This window comes from Bradyrhizobium sp. JYMT SZCCT0428, from assembly GCF_018131075.1.
Taxonomy (GTDB): Bacteria; Pseudomonadota; Alphaproteobacteria; order Rhizobiales; family Xanthobacteraceae; genus Bradyrhizobium.
The window spans coordinates 66,102-84,854 of sequence record NZ_JAFCLS010000033.1; the positions used below are offsets into that span (position 1 = coordinate 66,102).

The window sequence follows — 18,753 nt, forward strand, 5'->3', positions numbered from 1 at the left end:
CATGCCCGGGCAAAAGCGCGAAGCGCGTCTTCGCGCAGATGTCCCGGGCATCCACGACTTTTGTTGACACGAAGCAAGACGTGGATGGCCGGGACAAGCCCGGCCATGACGGTGGTGGTAGGCGACGCATCATTCGCTTCGTATCGGCGGTGGCTGTCGTTCTCGTCGCCACGTCCGGCGCGTTCGCCGGGTGGGTCGCCTCGCTCGGCCCGCTGCCGCTGGAGCAGGCGCGCAAGGTCTCGACCTCGATCGTCGACCGCAACGGCAAACTGCTGCGGGCCTATGCGATGGCCGACGGCCGCTGGCGACTGCCGGTCGATGCCAAGACCGGCGTCGATCCCGGATATCTCAAGCTGTTGCTGGCGTATGAAGACCGCCGCTTCCATTCGCATCGCGGGGTCGATCCGCTGGCGCTCGGCCGTGCCGCGCTTCAGCTGGTGACGCGCGGCCATATCGTGTCAGGCGGTTCGACGATTACGATGCAATTGGCGCGGCTGATGGAGCCGCGGCGGGAACGCTCGGTCTACGCCAAGCTCCGCCAGATGGTGCGCGCGATCCAGATCGAGCGGCAATTGAACAAGGATCAAATCCTCGATCTCTATCTGGCGCTGGCGCCGTTCGGCGGCAATCTTGAGGGCGTCCGTGCCGCGTCGATCGCCTATTTCGGCAAGGAGCCGAAGCGGCTGTCGCTGGCGGAAGCTGCGCTTTTGGTGGCGCTGCCGCAATCGCCGGAGACCCGCCGCCTCGACCGCCATCCCGAGGTCGCCCGCGCCGCGCGCGACCGCGTACTCGAACGCATGGCGAATGAGCAGCGCGTAACCGAAGAGGATGCGGTTCAGGCCAAGGCCGTCAATGTGCCCCGACTGCGCAAGCCGATGCCGATATTGGCGCCGCATTCCTCCGATCAGTCGATGGCGACGGTGAAGGATACGCCGGTCATCAAGCTGACGCTGGAAGCAGGCCTGCAGAAGACCCTTGAAGCGCTGGCGCGCGACCGGGCGATCGCGCAGGGGCCGAACATTTCGGTGGCGATGATCGCGGTCGACAATGAAAGCGGCGACGTATTGGCGCGGGTCGGCTCATCGGATTATTTCGACGAGAGGCGTGCCGGGCAGGTCGACATGACCCGCGCTGTGCGTTCGCCGGGATCGACGCTAAAGCCCTTCATCTACGGTCTCGCCTTCGAAGACGGCTTTGTGCATCCGGAAAGCCTGATTGACGATCGTCCGATCCGGTTCGGCTCCTACGCGCCCGAAAATTTCGACATGACGTTTCAGGGCACGGTGCCCGTGCGCAAGGCGCTGCAACTGTCCCTGAACGTGCCGGCGATCGCACTGCTCGACCGCGTCGGCTCGAGCCGGCTGTCGTCGCGGCTGAAGCAGGCCGGCGGCAATCTGGTGCTGCCGAAAGACGAAGCGCCGGGCCTTGCCATGGGACTCGGCGGCGTCGGCGTTACCCTGCAGGATCTGGCGCAGCTCTATGCCGGGCTGGCGCGGCTCGGCACCACCAAACCGCTGCGTGAGATCATGATCGACAAAGACGAGCGCGATCCGATGCGCTTGATGGATCAGGCCGCAGCCTGGCAGGTCGGCAACGTCCTGATCGGCACGCCGCCGCCGGAAAACGGCGTGCACAACCGCATCGCCTTCAAGACCGGCACCAGCTACGGCTATCGCGACGCCTGGTCGCTCGGTTTCGACGGCCGCATCACCATCGGCGTATGGGTCGGGCGTCCCGACGGCGCGCCGGTGGCCGGGCTGGCCGGCCGTACCGCCGCCGCACCGATCCTGTTCGACGCTTTCGCCCGCACCGGAAAGATACCGGCGGCATTGCCGAAACCGCCGAAGGGTGCGCTGATCGCTGGTAACGCCAAGCTTCCGGTGCCGCTGCGGCGCTTCCGCCCCGTCGGCGAACTGGTCCGCACCGGCGGCGATCAGGCGCCGCGCATCCAGTTTCCGCTGAACGGTTCACGGATCGACGTTGACCGTTCCAACGACGGGCAATTCTCGGCGATGCCGGTCAAAGTCGCCGGCGGTGTGCTACCGCTGACCATGCTGGTGAACGGTATCGCGGTCGGCGAGATCGGCAGCCGGCGTCAACGCCTGGTCGAGCCGCCCGGGCCCGGCTTTGCACGCCTCACGGTCATCGACGCGACGGGTGCAGCGGACACCGTGGTGATCCGGGTGCAATGAACAGGTACAATTTGACCGATCATGGGGCCGGGGAGACCGCCGAATAGCGGGAACTGCGGTGTTGTTTGCAGTGCGGTTTCATCGTATGCGAACAAGATGGTTGAAACCGTGCAACCCCGGCGATTTGGAGCAGGCCAACAGTCTGTGAAACCTGCGAATTCCAGCCGCAGGCTGCTCGCCGCGTTTGACTTCGCCACGGCCAGCCATTTCCGCGCGATTATCTTCCTGACGCTGTGTGCCATCGTGCTTTTCGTGCCCGGTTTCTTCACGATTCCGGCCATCGACCGCGATGAGGCGCGGTTTGCACAGGCGACCAAGCAGATGGTCGAAAGCGACGAATATGTTGACATCCGCTTTCAGGATGACGTCCGCTACAAGAAGCCGGTCGGCATTTACTGGATGCAGGCAGCTGTGGTCGAAACCGCCTCAAAGCTCGGCCTGCCGCGGGCGGAATTGCGCATCTGGCTCTATCGCGTTCCCTCTCTTATTGGCGCGATCGGCGCGGTCCTGCTGACCTACTGGACGGCGCTCGCCTTCGTGACGCGGAGCGGCGCCGCGCTGGCGGCGCTGATGATGTGCAGCTGCGTCCTGCTCGGCGCCGAAGCGCGGCTCGCCAAGACCGATGCGATGCTGCTGCTGTCAGTCACCGCCGCGATGGGGGCGATGGCGCGGGTCTACCTGTCCTGGCAGCGCGGCGAGGATCCGGCGCGGCCACCGTGGAGTTCGCCTGCGATTTTCTGGACCGCACTGGCCGGGGGCATCCTGCTCAAGGGCCCGCTGATCCTGATGTTCGTGGGATTGACCATCGCGGCGCTGGCGATCCTCGACCGCTCGGCGGTCTGGCTGTGGCGCATGCGCCCGGTCTGGGGCCTGATGTGGACGCTGGTACTGGTGCTGCCGTGGTTCGTCGCGATTTTCTGGCGCGCGGGCGATGCGTTCTTCACCAATTCGCTCGGCGGCGACATGCTGAGCAAGCTCGCCGCGCAGGAGTCCCATGGCGCGCCTCCCGGCCTGTATCTGCTGCTGTTCTGGGTGACGTTCTGGCCCGGTGCGCCGCTGGCGGGGATGGCGGCCCCGGCGGTGTGGCGGGCCCGGCGCGAGCCTGGCGCGCAGTATCTGCTGGCCTGGCTGGTACCGTCATGGATCGTGTTCGAACTGGTGATGACCAAGCTTCCGCACTACGTGCTGCCGCTCTATCCGGCCATCGCCATCCTGACCGTCGGCGCCTTGGAGCGCCGGGTGTTGTCGCGCTCCTGGCTGAGGCGCGGCGCGGCCTGGTGGTTTGCGATCCCCGCGATTACGGCCGTGATCGCGATTGTCGCGGCGATCAAGCTGACGCATCAGCCGGTGTTTCCGGCCTGGCCGGTGCTGGCGGCTGCGATGATCTTCGGCCTCATCGCCTGGTGGCTGTTCGAGGAAAGCCGCGCCGAGCGCTCGCTGTTGCATGCCGTATTTGCAGCGATGTGTCTGGCGATCGCCGTCTATGGCATCGTGTTGCCTTCGTTGACGACGCTGTTTCCGAGCGCAGGCATCGCGCGAGCGCTGCGCAACGTCGTCTGCGTCGGACCGAAGGCCGCGGCTGCCGGTTTCCACGAACCAAGTCTCGTCTTCATGACCGGAACCAGTACGCTGCTCACCGACGGATCGGGCGCCGCGGATTTCCTGGGGCAGGGCACCTGCCGCTTTGCGTTGGTGGAATCGCGCTCGGAGCGCGGTTTTGTCCAGCGCGCCGAAGCGATCGGGCTGCGCTATAACGTGGCGACGCGTGTCGAGGGTTATAACATCTCGCAGGGCAAGGCGGTTTCAATCGCAATCTTCCGCTCCGAAGGCACAGAATAAGATGCCAGCGCCGACCGTCATCGCCGAATCCCAAAACTATCTCTCGCGCTTTGTGGTGCTGGGGTGGCGCTCGCTGGCCCAGCTCGTGCGTACGCCGTCACACTCGCGGCGGGCCGAGGCGGGCCGCCGGGCGGCGCGTCACGCGTTGCTGCTGTCGGCCGGCCTCGGGGCCGCCATCATTGCGTTGATGTTCGTGCTCGATGCTTGGGAGATCGGCCAGATGCCGAAGCGGGGCACGCCCGCGCTGTGGTGGATGCGCATCCTCACTGATTTCGGCAAGGATGAATATGTGCTGACGGCGCTGGGCGCGCTGTTGATCCTGGTTGCGATCGCAGCTCCCGCGTTCATGGGCATTCAGCGCTCGCTGTTGCTCGGTCTCGGCACCCGTTTGCAGTTCCTGTTCTGCGCGGTGCTGGTGTCGACGTTGATCACCGAAGTAATCAAATGGTGCGTCGGCCGTGGCCGCCCATTCGTCGGCGGCGAAGGCAACGTGTTCCATTTCTCGCACTTCGCGGGAACGGGGGCCTATTCCAGCTTTCCCTCCGGCCACGCGACATGTGCCTTCGCACTTGCTTTCGCGGTGTCGGCACTGTGGCCGCAGGCGCGGACCACGATGCTCGTCTATGCCCTCGTCATCTGTGCAACCCGTCTGGTGTTGCTGGCCCATCATCCGAGCGACGTGGTCGCAGGCGCGCTGGTTGGCACGATCGGCGCGATGTTCGTACGTTACTGGTTTGCCGCCCGCAGACTTGGCTTTGCGATCCACCAGGACGGCACCATTGTGGCGCTGGTTGGACCCTCGTCGGGACGCCTCAAAAGGGTTGCCCGGGGCCCATTCGCCCCATAAAAGCGGACGCCGCGAAGCGCCTGACGGAACCGGTTCCAGCTTCAGGTCCGAGGCTTCAGGACTATGCAAGCCGATCCACCCCCAGCCAACCGATGAGTGCCGATTTGCCTTCTTCCGACCAAGCCGCGGTGGCCGTTTCCATCGTTGTGCCCGTGCGCAACGAGGCCGACAACGTCGCGCCGCTGATTGCGGAAATCACGGCCGCGCTGGATGGCCGCTGGGCCTATGAGATCATCTATGTCAATGACGGCTCGACCGATGCCACCGCCGAGCGGCTCAAAGCGCTGATGAAGGTGCACGGCAGTCTCCGGCAGCTCCGGCATGACAAATCCTCCGGACAATCGGCGGCGGTGCGCAGCGGCGTTCGTGCGGCGCGCGGTGCCATCGTGGCGACGCTGGACGGCGACGGACAGAACAATCCGGCGTTCCTGCCGGATCTGATTTCGGCGGTCGAGAGCGGCGGCGGCCGCATCGGCCTTGCCGCGGGCCAGCGGGTCGGACGCAAGGACACCGGTTTCAAGAAGATGCAGTCGCGGATCGCCAATGCCGTGCGCAACGGGATTTTGAGCGACGGCACCCGCGATACCGGCTGCGGGCTGAAGGCCTTTCCGCGCGAGGTATTCCTGTCGATGCCTTATTTCGACGGGCTGCATCGTTTCCTGCCGGCGCTGGTGCGCCGCGAGGGTTTTGGCATCGCTTACGTCGATGTGATCGACCGCCCGCGCCATTCCGGCGTATCAAATTACGGCTTCTTTGACCGGCTATGGATCGGGATCATGGATCTGGCCGGCGTGTGGTGGCTGATCCGCCGCAAGAAGCCGACGCCCATTGCGACCGAGGTGACCTGATGCTGATTCAATACGGGCAGGCGCTCGGCGATTACCTTTACGACGTGTTCGTCGCCAAGTTCGATTTCTGGCTGGCGTTCGGCCTGGTCGCGCAATTGCTGTTCACCGCGCGCTTCCTGGTGCAGTGGATCTCGAGCGAGCGCGCCGGACAGAGCGTGGTGCCGATGGCGTTCTGGTTCTTCTCGATGGGCGGCGGGATGATGACGCTGGTCTACGGCGTCGCCAAGCGCGAACCCGTCATCATCCTCGGCCAGTCATTGGCCACCATCATCTACATCCGAAACATCATGCTGATCGTGAAGAACCGCGCCAGCGCGTCGAAGACGCTGGATCGCTAACCGCTGCGTCCTGCGGCCGGTGCGGGCAGCGCCGCCACGTCGCTTTCGGTAGCACGATAGGCGGCAAGTTCACCGGCGGCATCGAGCACGGGGTAGGCGACCGAGCAGATATGGGAGTGAATCCGCCGGAGATCGCGCAGCACGTCGAGATGAAGCGAGGTCGTCTCGATGCTCTCGGGTCGGCCCTCGCGCAGCCGGTCGAGATGCCGCTCGGTGGCGGCAAGCTCGGCGTTGCGCAGCGCGGCCTTCTCGGCCAGCAGCTTGCGGGCTTCATTGACGTCGCCGGACATGAAGACGCCGAACGCGATCCGCAGCGAATCCATCGTGCGCTTGTGGAAGGCCGAGAGCTCTTCGGCGCCCTCGGCCGAGAACTGGAACCGGCGCTTGATCTTCTTGGTCGCAAGCTCGCTCAGATTCTTGTCGATGATGTCGCCGATATGTTCGAGGTTGATGGCGAAGGAGACGATCTCCATCGCCCGCTGTCCCTCGCGCTCGTCGAGGCTGCCGCGGGTGAGCTTGGTGACATAGAGCTTGATCGCCTCGTCGAGGCTGTCGACGCTGTTGTCCATCTGCGAGACCTGGTCGACCAGCGCCCGGTCGTTGGTCATCATCGCCGCCATCACCTTGCGCAGCATGACCTCGACATGGTCGCCCATATGCAGCGTTTCACGCGCGGCGTCTGCCAGCGCCAAGGAAGGGGTCTCCAGCGCGCTCTCGTCGAGATAGCGCGGCCCGAGCGGGTCGGTCTCCCGGACGCGCGTCGGCAGCAGCTTTTTCAACAGCCGCGCCATGCCGTCGAGCAGGCCGATGAAGACGATCGCGGTCGCGACGTTGAACACGATATGGAATTGCGCCGTGGCCTTGGCGGGGTCCGGCTGCCATGACTGCATCAGCTCCGCGATCGGGTTCAGGAACGGCGCCACCAGTGCGATGCCGATCACCCGGTTGGCAAGATTACCCAGCGGCAGGCGGTAGCTGGCGGGGTTGTCGCGGCGGGCGCCTTCGACAATCGGATTGATCGCGCTGCCGAGGTTGGCGCCGAGCACCAGCGCCAATGCCGCCACCGGCGTAATGAAATGCGCAAATGCCAGCGACATCACCAACAGCACGCTGGCGACGCTGGAATGCACCACCCAGGTCACGACCGCACCGACCCCGATGCAGAGCACGGGATCGCCGGTGATGGCGTTCATGAACACGCGCATGCCCGGCGCGTTTTCGGCCGGCGCCAGCGTGTCGAGGAGGATGTGCAGCGCCAGCAGCATCAGTCCAAGCCCGATCGAGACGCGGCCGATATCCTTGATGCGCGAGCGCGGTCCGGTGCGGAACGCCACCAGACCGATGATGAACAGGACGGGGGCGACGGCGGCGATTTTGAACGACAGGATCTGCACGATCAGCGTGGTGCCGACATTGGCGCCGAGCATGATGGCAAGCGCCGGCACCAGGCTGACCAGGCCTTCCGACGTGAACGAGCTTGTGATCAGCGCCGTCGCGGTGCTGCTCTGGAGCAGCGCCGTCAGACCGAGGCCGGCCGCAAAGGCGGTGAAGCGGTTGTTGAGCCCCTTCGCCAGCAATTGACGCAGGTCAGGGCCGAACGCGCGCAGGATGCCGCTATGGACCATGTGCAGGCCCCACAGCAACAGCGCAACGCCACCCATCAGGTCGAGAAGTACGACAGTTCCCATGCGAATAGCTTCCGGCAGCGCGAGTCGAAAGTTCAGGCTATCGCCAAAAGGGCGCGGATCAACCCTTTAATTTGCCGAAAATTGCTGGCGTACCGCAGGCTGAGCACGTGCCGGCAGGCGCCAAAGGCAGCTATCGATGGCGCGATCGGCGTGAACCCGCGAGCGTGTCTGCATAAGCGCAGGGTAAGCAGAGCTGGAAAACAACCGCTACACTTCGATTACATTGCGATCGGTTCCGCTAGGCCAATTCCAACAATTCTTCTGTAAACGAAAGACACCAATTTTCTCGATCAGGGCCAGGGGCAAAGATGTTAGCGAATCGCCGCAGAAGCGAACGTCGTGTGTGTAGAAACTTTGCGAAGATACAGTTTGGGACCGGCGGGCTGCCGCGCGACTGCATGATCACGGACGTGTCGGACGGCGGAGTGAAGATTATCGCCGAATATCCGGAGATTCCCCCCGAGTTCACCGTGATTTTCTCGACCGGTCAGCGGCCGCGCCAGTGCAAGCTCGCATGGCGGATCGGCTGCGAACTCGGCGCGCAATTCGTCGACTAGTACAGGAATGCGGCGAGGCCGGGATCAGAGCCCGGCCCGTAGCCGCCTAGCCGATGCTAAACAGGCCGTTGCGGCCGCCCATTACCGTAAAGACGGCCTGCTTAACCCGAATTTAGGGTTAAGCTGTGAGCATTCTGGACAGTCGCCGGCGCGGGTCCAGTAAATGTTCCAGAAATTGTTCCAAGCATCTGAATTCGCGCGACTTCTTGCGTGTACATCATCCGCGGCGATTCTCACGCTGGGGCTTAGCGGCTGCCAGACCGCCGTGACGTCGTCGGATGTCACGGGCTCGCTCGGTGAGAAAGCCGAAACCGGCCGTGCCGTCGATCCGCGCCGCGACGTTGAGGTTTTCGAGGCGCGCTATCGTGCCAACCCGAAGGATGCCGACGCGGCCCTGCAGTATGGCAAGGCGTTGCGCGCCACCGGACAGAAGTCGCAGGCGGTCGCGGTGCTGGAGCAGGCGACCATCGCCCATTCCGGCAACAAGGCGCTGCTCGCCGGCTACGGCCGGGCGCTCGCCGACAATGGCAATTTCCAGCAGGCCTTCGACGTGCTCGGCCGCGCCCACACCCCCGACAATCCGGATTGGCGGATACTCTCCGCGCAAGGTGCGGTGCTCGACCAACTCGGCCGCTACGAGGAAGCGCGGCAGTATTATTCGAGCGCGCTGAGGATCATACCCGACCAACCGTCGGTGCTGTCCAATCTCGGCCTGTCTTACGTGCTTTCAAAAGACCTGCCGAAGGCGGAGGAGACGTTGCGCCGCGCCCATAGCCGTGCGGGCAATGATGCGCGCGTGCGGGCCAATCTGGCGCTGGTGGTCGGCCTGCGGGGTAACACGGCCGAGGCTGAAAAGATCGCGAAGGCCGACCTTCCGCCCGAGGAAGCGGCCGCCAACGTCGCGCAGTTGAAGCTGATGCTGTCGCGCAAGGAGAATGCGCGCGCCGAAATGGGCGGCAAGATGCCAGGCGCTGCGTCCGGGCGTTCGAATTGACCGCGGGCGAACGGGCGGAGGCGTGCGCCCCGTCCCGTTGTTGCCCGCCGCGCCTTAGCGGCTGCCGCCGGCGCGCAGCTTGTTGATGATCGGCATGATCGGCGCCAGCAGCGAACCGCGTGATCTCTTGGTCACGGCGTGACCCGTCAGACGTTGCGCCATCTGCAGGAACATCGTGGTGGTGCGATGACCGGCGGAGATTTGCTGGATCATCTGGCCGTTATTGGCCGCCATGCCGAACATCTTTGAATCGAACGGGATGGTCGCAATGGGCTGGCTCTCGATCGCCTTGGCGAATTCGCGCGGCGTGATTTCCGGGCGCTTGTGCATCCCGACCTGGTTGAGACAATAGAGCGGCGGCCGGTCGTTGGGCCGGGCTGCCTTGAGCACGTTCAGCATGTTCTTGGCGTTGCGCATGTTGGCGAGATCAGGTTCGGCAACGATCAGAATATCGTCCGCGCCGACCAGCGCGCGCTTGGTCCATGCCGACCATTGATGCGGGACATCGAGCACGATGCAGGGGGTGGTCATGCGCAGCGTATCGAAGATCGCATCGAAGGCGTCCGCGCCGAAATCGTAGACCTGTTCGAGCGTCGCGGGGGCTGCCAGCAGGCTGAGACGCTCGGAGCATTTCGCGAGCAGGCGCTCCATCAGCGCGCTGTCGGGCCGATCCTGCTGGAACAGCGCGTTGGCGATCCCCTGTATCGGGTCTTGGTTGTAGTCGAGGCCGGCGGTGCCGAACGCCAGATCGAGGTCGATCACGACGGAATCCAGCGCCAGGTCGCGTGCGATCGCCCAGGCCACATTGTGCGCCACCGTGGATGAACCGACGCCGCCCTTGGCGCCGACAACGGCGACGATGCGGCCGACCGCGACGGCTTCGGACGAGGAAAACAGGCTGCAGATCGCGCGCACCACATCGAGGGTTTCGACCGGCCCGACCACGTAGTCGCTGACGCCGCGACGCACCAGTTCGCGATAGGGTGTGACATCGCTGGCGCTGCCGATCACGACGACCCTTGTGCCGGCGTCGCAGACGGTGGCCAGTTCGTCGAGGCCGTCGAGCATGTCGCTGGAGTCTTCGGTTTCCAGCATGATCACGTTCGGCGTCGGGGCCTTGTGATAGGCATCGATGGCGGCCGCGATGCCGCCCATGTGAACGGACAGATTGACCTTACCGAGGCGGCGGTCTTCGCTGGCCGACCGCACCGTTGTGGCAGTCGCCACCGTTGCGCAAAACGCCTGCACCGACACGCGCGGCGCCGGCGAAATGTATTCATCGGCGGGCGGCGTAAGGCCGTGCTCTTCTTCGGAGTCTTTTCGGGACCGGCTGATCATTTACCTGTATCGCTCAGTTTGGCTTTGTCGGATTCGGGATAGGTGGTCGTGGTCGACACACCCTTGCGGTATTTTTCGAAGGCCGCGTTGCGCCGCATCGTGTAGGCGGGGGTTTCGGGCCGCGGCTGCTCGAGGTCCGCCGGGTTGTCGATCATGGCGGCGAGGTTGCGTTGGGTGGCGCAGCCAAAATTGTGGTACGGCCGGTTTTCATTGTAACCGGTGTCGTAGATGTTGGGACCGAGGTCCTCCGGCCACAAGCCGCAAGGGCCGGCCACCGCGGAGATCTTGGGATAGATCAGCTTGATGGTCGGAAGCGTTTGGGGGTTATCCGGCTGATAATGACGCAGCCTGATCGCGCTTGACGGCACGCCGCCTGCGGTCAGCATCGAGCGGATTTCCTGGTACGTTGCCTCGGCCGCGCGGGCATTGGCAGTGTTGACCGGCACGTCGGCGATGATCGCGCCGGTGCCTTCGCGGGCCCAGGTCTGGGCCAGTCCCATGACGTCGTTGCGCTGCGGGGCCGAGAGGCCGCCGCGGGCGTGCCCGACGAAAATGACGATCGAGCGGTTACCTTCCTGAACGGCGATCGGATGCCGCTGACGGTAATCGGTGGGAACGGTCGCGGTCACGATCTCGCCGGTCTGCTGGCAGGCCCCCAGCGCAGCGGACAGGCCGAGCAGCGCGCCGAGCAGTCGCCAGCTGTGGCGGTGATCGACCTTCGTTTGGGTTGTCATGGTTCTGTCCTCATCCCCGTCCGTGGAGTCGTACCGTCTCAGTCAATGATGAAGCCGAAATTGCCCTCATAGGCGCCGACCGGCCCGACGCGGGCGGCAAGGCCATAGATCCGGTTGATGCGGGCCAGCAGCGTCGATTGGGAATCGGACGCCGGTGCAAACCCGTCATCGGGGCGGGACAATTCCTTCTGGGCAACCGCGCGGACCACATAGGGCGTGACGAGAACCATCAGTTCTGTCTCGTTGTTGACGAAGTCCTGGCTGCGGAAGAGGGCGCCCAGGATCGGGAGCTGGTTGACGCCTGGCAATCCGTTGACCGCCTGCTTGGTCTGCTGCTGGATCAGGCCGGCCATCGCCATCGAACCGCCGGAGGGGATTTCCAGCGTGGTCTCGGCGCGACGGGTCCTTATCGAGGGAATCGTCAGCGCAGCGCCGTTCTGGTTCAGGGTGATGGCATTTTCGGTCGACAGTTCGGAGACTTCGGTCATCACCCGCAGGCTGATCCGTCCTTCGCTCAGCACGACAGGCGTGAAGTTCAACGAGATGCCGAATTTCTTGTACAGGATCTGCGTCGTACAGATGTGCGTGACGGGATCGCAGGAATAACCGGCGGGGATCGGAAATTCGCCGCCGGCGATGAAGGTCGCGGACTCGCCGGATATCGCCGTCAGGTTCGGCTCTGCCAGCGTGCGGACCACGCCGGCGGATTCCATCGCGCGCATGGTCGCGGTGACCGTCGGCAGGCCCTTGAGGATGCTCGAGGCGGCGAGGCCATTGTCAGACACCAGCGGACGGCCGTAGGCGGTGAAGGGATTGTTGTTGTTGAAGTTCACGACCGCGGTGCCGTAATTCATGCTGGCACTGAGATCGACGCCCATCTGCTTGATGATGTCGCGTCGCACTTCGGAAACGTTGACCTTCAACATCACCTGGTCGCGGCCGCGTACGGCGATGGAATTGACGACCTTGTCGGCACTGCCGACCAGCCGCGCGGCGAGGTCGCCGGCCTGCTGGGCCTCGATCGGGCTCGATACCGAACCGGTCAGGATGACGCCTTCACCGACGCCTTCGATATTGATCCCCGGCAGCGTTTGCCGGAGCGCCGCCCGCACACCGTTGAGGTCGCGCTTGACCGCGATGTCGTAGGAGCCGACCTGCTGGCCGTCGGCATCGAAGAACACCACGTTGGTCTGACCGACCGCAGCGCCGATGATATAGGCGCGCTGCGCCGAACGAATGACGGCGTTGGCGATCTTGGGATCCGCGACCAGCACATCCTTCACGTCGCGCGGCAGGTCGACCACCACGGACTTGCCGACGCCGAGGGAGAGGAAGCGTTGCTTGACCGGGCCCACGGCAGAAGTCGTCACTGGATCGTTGCCTGAATCCTTCGACAGCTCCCTGGCCAGCTCCCTGTCGAGCTCGGCCGCCACGACAGATGCCAACGGGTTGAACGACAGCGTGGCGATGGCCGAAAACAACAAGGCCCCGACCGCAGCCGTTCGCATCGCTGACTGATTACCCCCGAACTTCATTCCCCGCGTCCTTTCGGTCACTTCTGTGCCGTCGATTGGCTCGCAATGCTGTAGCGAACCACGTTGATGCTTGAGCCCCGCTTCGGGGCCTTGCCGACCAGCGCGTTCATGCCCTCTTTTTTCTTGGGGGCCTGGTCGATCGCCAGCACGCGGATGTTGGTCAGGATGATTTCCGATCGGATCGGTTCACCCGCGATGAAGGGGGCGCGCGCGATCGAGCCGGATTTGGCGACGAGAAGCTCCGTGGTCGGCAGTTGCGCGACCGGCTCGGCAGCGGCGGGTTTCTCGTCCGATCCGCGGGCGAGATAGGCCGCAACGCCGCCCGCACTGAGAGCGTTGGCTAGAACTACGGTACGGGCAGCATTCATACGCTTTACTGTCTACTCTTACGCTGGGTGCCATCATCCGCATGGCGTCGACGGCCATCCCACCCGCCATGACTAACGGGGCAATGGTATAAGGGAACTTGAGGGCTGAATGATTTGGTGGCGAGAACGGCGGCATTCGCCGTCATGGTGAACGCGCGGTTAGTGTCCGCGCCTGCAAGAATCCGGATTTCTACGGATAAGTCGTCGCGCCACGCGCCCGTCATCGGTCGCTGTGCAACAGCAGATCGCGAGATGGTTTGGAGAAATCGCGGGGCTGGCTAACGGCCTGCAACACCGCGAAGCTGCGGTCGCGATCGGCCTTGAGGTCATCGACACGGGCCGATGTGAAGCCGTAGCCTCAGGCTGCCTGCCGCCGATTTGGTCGCGGTGCAATAAACTCGCGCACTCGCACGCAATGATCAGACTTTCGTAGTGCTCCCGGGCTTTGGCGTCGCGGCCGGAGGTGACCGATCCGGTTTGGGATTTTTGCGGGTTGGAAGGGCGAGCGTTCGAAAAACTCAGGCGTTTGCGCCATCAAAGACGTTTTGCCGCAGCCACGACAGATAGCCAAAACACCGCCGGCCGGCGGGGTCGGGGCCGGTTTAGTTACTCACAGAATACAGAAGTCGGCCGTCAACCCCTTGACCCGGCTCGCCAGTCGGATTGTGATACGGCACAACTACCAGTCGCCGCACGTTGAGGGGCCTGCCGCGACCTACGATCCCTGTCCGGCCGTATTGCGTGTCAAACTGCCGGGTCAGATTGGCGCTTTTTTGGTCGGGGGATCATCGGGTTGGCCCAACAGCGTTCGAGGACGACAAGCCAACGTTCCCGCACGACCCCTGAAAGGCCTTGCCCATGAAACGCGTATCCCTGGTTCTCACCCTTGCCGTTGCCGCCGGCCTTTCGGCCCAGGCCGCCTCGGCGCAAACCCTCAAGACGGTCAAGGACCGTGGCATGCTGTCCTGCGGCGTCAGCCAGGGATTGCCGGGGTTCTCGTCTCCGGACGACAAGGGCAACTGGACCGGGCTGGATGTTGATATTTGCCGGGCGATCGCAGCTGCGGTCTTCAACGATCCGAGCAAGATCAAGTTCGTGCCGCTGTCGGCCAAGGATCGCTTCACCGCGCTGCAGTCCGGCGAAATCGACGTGCTGTCGCGCAACACCACCTGGACGCTGTCGCGCGATACTTCGCTCGGCGCCAATTTCACCGGCGTAACCTATTACGACGGCCAGGGCTTCATGGTGAAGAAGGCGCTGAAGGTGAATTCCGCGCTGGAATTGAACAGCGCGTCGGTCTGCGTGCAGCAAGGCACCACCACCGAGCAAAATCTCGCCGACTACTTCAAGGGTAACAACATGAAGTACGAGGTGATCGCATTCGGCACCAACGACGAGGCCGTCAAGGCCTATGAGTCCGGGCGCTGTGACGTCTTCACGACAGACGTGTCCGGCCTTTATGCCGATCGTTTGAAACTCGCGAACCCGGCCGATCACGTCGTGCTGCCCGAAGTGATTTCGAAAGAGCCGCTCGGCCCGATGGTGCGCCATGGCGACGACCAGTGGTTCGACGTCGTGAAATGGACGCTTTACGCGATGATCACCGCGGAAGAGCTGGGCATTACCCAGAAGAACGTCGATGAGATGGCGAAATCGGACAAGCCGGAGATGAAGCGGGTATTCGGCACCGACGGCAATCTTGGCGAACAGCTCGGCCTGACCAAGGATTGGGTCTCTCGGATCGTGAAGTCGGTCGGCAATTACGGCGAGTCCTTCGAGCGCAACGTCGGCGCCGGCTCCAAGCTTGGAATTGCCCGCGGCATCAACGCGCTTTGGAGCAAGGGGGGTATCCAGTACGCGCCGCCGATTCGCTGATCGCCAGCGGAGGGCTGCGGCGATGGCCATCGAACCCCGAAAACCACCGTCGCAGTTGCTTCCAAAACTGCAGAGAGCGCTTGGTGGCAGCGCGGGCTGGAGCGGTTTTGTCATCCAGCTCGTGTTCGTCGCCGCACTGGCCTGGATCGCCTACGAGATCGTCGCCAATGCCCGCGCCAATCTGCAGGCGCAGCGGATCACCGCGGGCTTCGGCTTCATGGTCAACACGGCAGGTTTTGACGTCAGTCAGAACCTGATTTCGTATTCAGGCTCCGACAACTACATCCGCGTTTTCCTGGTCGGCCTGCTCAATACGCTGCTGGTCTCGGTGATCGGAATCTTCTTCGCTACCGTGATTGGTTTCCTGGTGGCGCTCGGCCGCCTGTCGCCGAACTGGCTGCTGTCGCGCATCGCCGGCGGTTATGTGGAGCTGATCCGCAATCTGCCGCTGCTGTTCCAGATCCTGTTCTGGTATCTGGCGGTGCTCGCTGCGCTGCCCAATCCCAGGCAGAGCATATCGGTGCTCGACACATTCTTTCTCAGCAATCGCGGCCTGGTCATCCCCAAGCCGATCGGCGAGCCGGGTTTCGAACCGTTCGTCATCGCGTTGCTGATCGCGATCGTCGCTGCGATCGCGTTGTGGCGCTATTCCCGGCGTCTGCTGTTTCAGAGCGGCAAGGTGATCAAGGTCTGGCCCTATGCGCTGGGCCTGGTGATCGTTCTGCCGCTCCTTGCGACGCAAATCTTCGGCGCGCCCGTAAAGTTTGAAATACCGGTCCTGAAGGGCTTCAACTTTTCCGGTGGCTCACGGGTCATTCCGGAATTCGTCGCCCTGACATTGGCGCTGTCGACCTACACCGCCGCCTTCATCGCCGAAATCGTGCGCGCCGGAATCTTGTCCGTTCACAAGGGGCAGATGGAAGCCGGCTCCTCGCTTGGGCTGCAGCGGGGCTCGGTGCTCCGGCTGATCGTGATCCCGCAGGCCTTGCGCGTGATCCTGCCGCCGCTGACCAACCAGTATTTGAATTTGACCAAGAACTCCACGCTGGCGGTGGCGATCGGCTATCCCGACCTGGTCTCGGTGTTTGCCGGCACCACGCTGAGCCAGACCGGGCAGGCGATCGAAATCATCGGCATCACCATGGGCGTCTACCTCGTGATCTCGCTGGTCACGAGCGCGATCATGAGTTTCTACGGATGGCGTATCGGCCGGAGTATGGGGTGATGAGCGAGACCACACCATCCGTTTTCGTGCGCGGGGAACTCGTCGGCGAGCGTCCGGCACCGATCAAGACTACCGGCTTTGTCGGCTTCCTGCGCACGCGGCTGTTCAACTCGCCGACCAACGTCCTGATCACGATCGTCAGTGCGCTGCTGCTCTGGTTCGTCGTCGTTCCTGCACTGAGGTTCGTGCTGATCGATGCGGTCTGGACCGGCAACGACCGCACCGCGTGTCTCGCCAAGAACGCCGGGGACGTGGTTGGCGCGTGCTGGCCGTTCATTCAGGCGAAAATCGGTCAGTTCATTTACGGCTTCTATCCGGAGCCGGAGCGCTGGCGGGTCAATCTGGTCTTCCTGATGGCCGCGATCCTGCTGCTGCCGCTGCTGATTCCCAAGGCGCCGGCCAAGGGCCTCAACGCCGGACTGTTCTTCATAGCATTGCCCATCATCGCGTTCTTCCTGCTGCATGGCGGCGGATTGCGCGGCCTCGGTGTCAGCTGGACCGCCGGACTTTTGTCGGGGTTCAACGACAGCATCGGCGACAGCGGGCGCAAGCTGGCCGCCGCGGGTGGGGCGACGGCGGTGATCGGACCGCTGCTTTGGCTGCTCGGTCAGTTGATCGTGCTGCTCTCGACGATGGTTTCCTGGCTGCTCTTGCCGCTGACCTGGCTGCGCGACCAGATTCAGGCTTTTGGCAGTCCGCTGTGGGCCGATTTCACATTGACCACCATCATCGTCTGCGCCCTGGTGTTCTGGTTCACTGGCGGCTTGCGCGCCGGCTCACGTCCGCTGATCACCTGCCTTGCGATCTTCGCCGGAATTGGCATCGTCATCGCGGTCATGGGACTGGACCGTGGCGGCTTGCCCGTGGTCGATACGCGGCTGTGGGGCGGATTGCTGGTCACACTGGTGGTGGCAGTCACCGGCATCGTCGCATCGATGCCGATCGGCGTTGCGCTCGCGCTCGGCCGGCGTTCGTCGATTCCGCTGATCCGGATTTTCTCGATCGCCTTCATCGAGTTCTGGCGCGGCGTTCCGCTGATCACGGTGCTGTTCTTCGCAACCTATATGCTGCCGCTGTTCGTTCCGACGGGGTTTACCATCGACGGATTGGTGCGCGCCCTGATCGGGATCGCGCTGTTCACCGGTGCCTACCAGGCGGAAAACATCCGCGGCGGCCTGGCGGCGATCCCGCGCGGGCAGGGCGAGGCGGCAAGCGCGCTCGGCCTGTCCTGGGCCAAGACCACCGGGCTCATCGTGATGCCGCAGGCGTTGCGCCACGTCATCCCAAGCCTCGTCAACAGCTTCATCGGCCTGTTCAAGGACACCTCGCTGGTCTCGATCGTCGCGCTGTTCGATCTGTTGGGATCGTTGCGCGCGTCGTTTTCCGATCCAAACTGGGCGACGCCGACGACACTATTCACCGGCTTTGCGTTCACCGGGATCATCTACTTCATCTTCTGCTTTGGCATGTCGCGCTATTCGCTGTTCGTCGAGAACAGGCTGAACGCGCATCGCCGCAATTGAGTGAACGGGCATGAGCACAGATCAGATCGTCGGCATCAAGGCTCTCAACAAATGGTACGGGGACTTTCACGTCCTGCGTGACATCAACCTCGGTGTCGCCAAGGGAGAGCGTATCGTGATTTGCGGTCCCTCGGGCTCGGGCAAGTCGACGCTGATCCGCTGCATCAATGCGCTGGAGGAGTTCCAAGAAGGCGAGATCGTCGTCGAGGGTATCGAACTCGGACCCAATTTGCGGCGCGTCGACGAAGTCCGGCGCGAAGTCGGCATGGTGTTCCAGAGCTTCAACCTGTTTCCGCATTTGACCGTGCTGGAGAACTGCACGCTGGCGCCGATCTGGGTGCGCAATATCCCCAAGAAGGACGCCGAGGCGACCGCGATGAAATATCTGGAGCGGGTCAAGATCCCGCACCAGGCCAACAAATATCCGGGGCAGATGTCAGGCGGTCAGCAGCAGCGCGTGGCGATCGCCCGCGCGCTGACCATGAACCCCAAGGTCATGCTGTTCGACGAGCCGACCTCGGCGCTCGATCCGGAAATGGTCAAGGAAGTGCTCGACACCATGGTCGACCTCGCCAATGAAGGCATGACCATGCTGGTCGTCACGCACGAAATGGGATTTGCGCGCGAAGTCGCCAATCGCGTCGTGTTCATGGACGCCGGCCAGGTGATCGAATCCAACACGCCGGAAAACTTCTTCGCCAATCCGCAGCACGCGCGGACCAAGCTGTTCCTCAGCCAGATCTTGCGGCACTGACAGTTCTATCTGTCGTCATGGCCGGGGTTGAGCCGGCCATCCACGTCCTTCTGCTCAATTGAAGCAAAAACGTGGATGCCCGGCACAAGGCCGGGCAT

16 protein-coding genes are annotated in these 18,753 nt (G+C 63.6%); 11 read left to right on the top strand and 5 right to left on the bottom strand.

Translation table 11 applies throughout. The annotated features are described in order from the left end of the window. The first annotated feature begins 38 nt into the window (after positions 1-38). The 5 genes from pbpC to JQ575_RS29210 all read left to right on the top strand — a co-directional run bounded on the left by pbpC (position 39) and on the right by JQ575_RS29210 (position 6,064). Positions 39-2,192 (top strand): penicillin-binding protein 1C, encoded by a 2,154-nt coding sequence (gene pbpC / locus JQ575_RS29190; protein WP_212036651.1) that lies wholly within the window; start codon positions 39-41, stop codon positions 2,190-2,192. Positions 2,193-2,288: 96 nt separating this feature from the next. Continuing rightward, the gene (locus JQ575_RS29195; protein WP_212036652.1) at positions 2,289-4,031 is read left to right on the top strand and encodes a glycosyltransferase family 39 protein; all 1,743 of its coding nucleotides are present in this window, start codon (positions 2,289-2,291) and stop codon (positions 4,029-4,031) included. Position 4,032: 1 nt separating this feature from the next. Then, entirely contained in the window at positions 4,033-4,878 is an 846-nt protein-coding gene (locus JQ575_RS29200; protein WP_212036653.1) for a phosphatase PAP2 family protein, read from the top strand. Positions 4,879-4,970: 92 nt separating this feature from the next. Next, entirely contained in the window at positions 4,971-5,726 is a 756-nt protein-coding gene (locus JQ575_RS29205) for a glycosyltransferase family 2 protein (RefSeq protein WP_212036654.1), read from the top strand. After that, positions 5,726-6,064, top strand: coding sequence for a lipid-A-disaccharide synthase N-terminal domain-containing protein (locus tag JQ575_RS29210; RefSeq protein WP_192735822.1), 339 nt, complete (start codon positions 5,726-5,728; stop codon positions 6,062-6,064). The genes JQ575_RS29205 and JQ575_RS29210 overlap by 1 nt, the downstream gene beginning before the upstream one ends. On the opposite strand, the gene JQ575_RS29215 is transcribed toward JQ575_RS29210, so the two are convergent. Next, on the bottom strand, positions 6,061-7,752 hold the full coding sequence (locus JQ575_RS29215; RefSeq protein ID WP_212036655.1) for a Na/Pi cotransporter family protein: 1,692 nt from the start codon (positions 7,750-7,752) through the stop codon (positions 6,061-6,063). The two genes, JQ575_RS29210 and JQ575_RS29215, sit on opposite strands and share 4 nt — an antisense overlap. Before the next feature lie 308 nt (positions 7,753-8,060). On the opposite strand from JQ575_RS29215, the gene JQ575_RS46190 reads away from it, so the two are divergent. Both JQ575_RS46190 and JQ575_RS29225 read left to right on the top strand, forming a co-directional pair. After that, positions 8,061-8,309: a PilZ domain-containing protein gene (locus JQ575_RS46190; RefSeq protein WP_192735824.1), complete on the top strand. Its 249-nt coding sequence runs from the start codon at positions 8,061-8,063 to the stop codon at positions 8,307-8,309. Positions 8,310-8,472: 163 nt separating this feature from the next. Beyond that, positions 8,473-9,303 (top strand): tetratricopeptide repeat protein, encoded by an 831-nt coding sequence (locus JQ575_RS29225; protein WP_212036656.1) that lies wholly within the window; start codon positions 8,473-8,475, stop codon positions 9,301-9,303. Positions 9,304-9,357: 54 nt separating this feature from the next. On the opposite strand, the gene JQ575_RS29230 is transcribed toward JQ575_RS29225, so the two are convergent. The 4 genes from JQ575_RS29230 to JQ575_RS29245 are packed head-to-tail and all read right to left on the bottom strand — an operon-like array spanning position 9,358 to position 13,278. After that, positions 9,358-10,641 carry an AAA family ATPase gene (locus tag JQ575_RS29230; RefSeq protein ID WP_212036657.1) on the bottom strand — a complete coding sequence of 428 codons (1,284 nt, stop codon included), beginning with the start codon at positions 10,639-10,641 and terminating at the stop codon, positions 9,358-9,360. Continuing rightward, the gene (locus JQ575_RS29235; protein ID WP_212036658.1) at positions 10,638-11,375 is read right to left on the bottom strand and encodes a CpaD family pilus assembly protein; all 738 of its coding nucleotides are present in this window, start codon (positions 11,373-11,375) and stop codon (positions 10,638-10,640) included. The genes JQ575_RS29230 and JQ575_RS29235 overlap by 4 nt, the downstream gene beginning before the upstream one ends. A 38-nt stretch (positions 11,376-11,413) precedes the next feature. Continuing rightward, on the bottom strand, positions 11,414-12,910 hold the full coding sequence (locus tag JQ575_RS29240; protein ID WP_409364832.1) for a type II and III secretion system protein family protein: 1,497 nt from the start codon (positions 12,908-12,910) through the stop codon (positions 11,414-11,416). 17 nt (positions 12,911-12,927) lie between these two features. Then, positions 12,928-13,278 carry a hypothetical protein gene (locus tag JQ575_RS29245; protein WP_212036659.1) on the bottom strand — a complete coding sequence of 117 codons (351 nt, stop codon included), beginning with the start codon at positions 13,276-13,278 and terminating at the stop codon, positions 12,928-12,930. 858 nt (positions 13,279-14,136) lie between these two features. On the opposite strand from JQ575_RS29245, the gene JQ575_RS29250 reads away from it, so the two are divergent. From JQ575_RS29250 to JQ575_RS29265, 4 genes are read left to right on the top strand one after another with little or no spacing between them, the layout of a single operon-like run. Next, a complete protein-coding gene (locus tag JQ575_RS29250; RefSeq protein ID WP_212036660.1) occupies positions 14,137-15,153 on the top strand; it encodes an amino acid ABC transporter substrate-binding protein in 1,017 nt (338 codons plus the stop codon). A 22-nt stretch (positions 15,154-15,175) separates the two neighbouring features. Then, the gene (locus JQ575_RS29255; protein ID WP_212036661.1) at positions 15,176-16,378 is read left to right on the top strand and encodes an amino acid ABC transporter permease; all 1,203 of its coding nucleotides are present in this window, start codon (positions 15,176-15,178) and stop codon (positions 16,376-16,378) included. Further along, positions 16,378-17,901, top strand: a complete 1,524-nt coding sequence (locus tag JQ575_RS29260; protein WP_212036662.1) for an amino acid ABC transporter permease — start codon at positions 16,378-16,380, stop codon at positions 17,899-17,901. Before JQ575_RS29255 ends, JQ575_RS29260 begins: the two co-directional genes overlap by 1 nt. Positions 17,902-17,911: 10 nt before the next feature. Continuing rightward, positions 17,912-18,655, top strand: a complete 744-nt coding sequence (locus JQ575_RS29265; RefSeq protein ID WP_249119262.1) for an amino acid ABC transporter ATP-binding protein — start codon at positions 17,912-17,914, stop codon at positions 18,653-18,655. Positions 18,656-18,753: the final 98 nt, after the last annotated feature.

Bases quoted from the DNA above. Each gene is read 5' to 3' on its own strand.
- pbpC (WP_212036651.1), top strand. From the start codon at position 39: ATGTCCCGGGCATCCACGACTTTTGTTGACACGAAGCAAGACGTGGAT.
- JQ575_RS29195 (WP_212036652.1), top strand. From the start codon at position 2,289: ATGGTTGAAACCGTGCAACCCCGGCGATTTGGAGCAGGCCAACAGTCT.
- JQ575_RS29200 (WP_212036653.1), top strand. From the start codon at position 4,033: ATGCCAGCGCCGACCGTCATCGCCGAATCCCAAAACTATCTCTCGCGC.
- JQ575_RS29205 (WP_212036654.1), top strand. From the start codon at position 4,971: ATGAGTGCCGATTTGCCTTCTTCCGACCAAGCCGCGGTGGCCGTTTCC.
- JQ575_RS29210 (WP_192735822.1), top strand. From the start codon at position 5,726: ATGCTGATTCAATACGGGCAGGCGCTCGGCGATTACCTTTACGACGTG.
- JQ575_RS29215 (WP_212036655.1), bottom strand. From the start codon at position 7,752: ATGGGAACTGTCGTACTTCTCGACCTGATGGGTGGCGTTGCGCTGTTG.
- JQ575_RS46190 (WP_192735824.1), top strand. From the start codon at position 8,061: ATGTTAGCGAATCGCCGCAGAAGCGAACGTCGTGTGTGTAGAAACTTT.
- JQ575_RS29225 (WP_212036656.1), top strand. From the start codon at position 8,473: ATGTTCCAGAAATTGTTCCAAGCATCTGAATTCGCGCGACTTCTTGCG.
- JQ575_RS29230 (WP_212036657.1), bottom strand. From the start codon at position 10,641: ATGATCAGCCGGTCCCGAAAAGACTCCGAAGAAGAGCACGGCCTTACG.
- JQ575_RS29235 (WP_212036658.1), bottom strand. From the start codon at position 11,375: ATGACAACCCAAACGAAGGTCGATCACCGCCACAGCTGGCGACTGCTC.
- JQ575_RS29240 (WP_409364832.1), bottom strand. From the start codon at position 12,910: ATGAAGTTCGGGGGTAATCAGTCAGCGATGCGAACGGCTGCGGTCGGG.
- JQ575_RS29245 (WP_212036659.1), bottom strand. From the start codon at position 13,278: ATGAATGCTGCCCGTACCGTAGTTCTAGCCAACGCTCTCAGTGCGGGC.
- JQ575_RS29250 (WP_212036660.1), top strand. From the start codon at position 14,137: ATGAAACGCGTATCCCTGGTTCTCACCCTTGCCGTTGCCGCCGGCCTT.
- JQ575_RS29255 (WP_212036661.1), top strand. From the start codon at position 15,176: ATGGCCATCGAACCCCGAAAACCACCGTCGCAGTTGCTTCCAAAACTG.
- JQ575_RS29260 (WP_212036662.1), top strand. From the start codon at position 16,378: ATGAGCGAGACCACACCATCCGTTTTCGTGCGCGGGGAACTCGTCGGC.
- JQ575_RS29265 (WP_249119262.1), top strand. From the start codon at position 17,912: ATGAGCACAGATCAGATCGTCGGCATCAAGGCTCTCAACAAATGGTAC.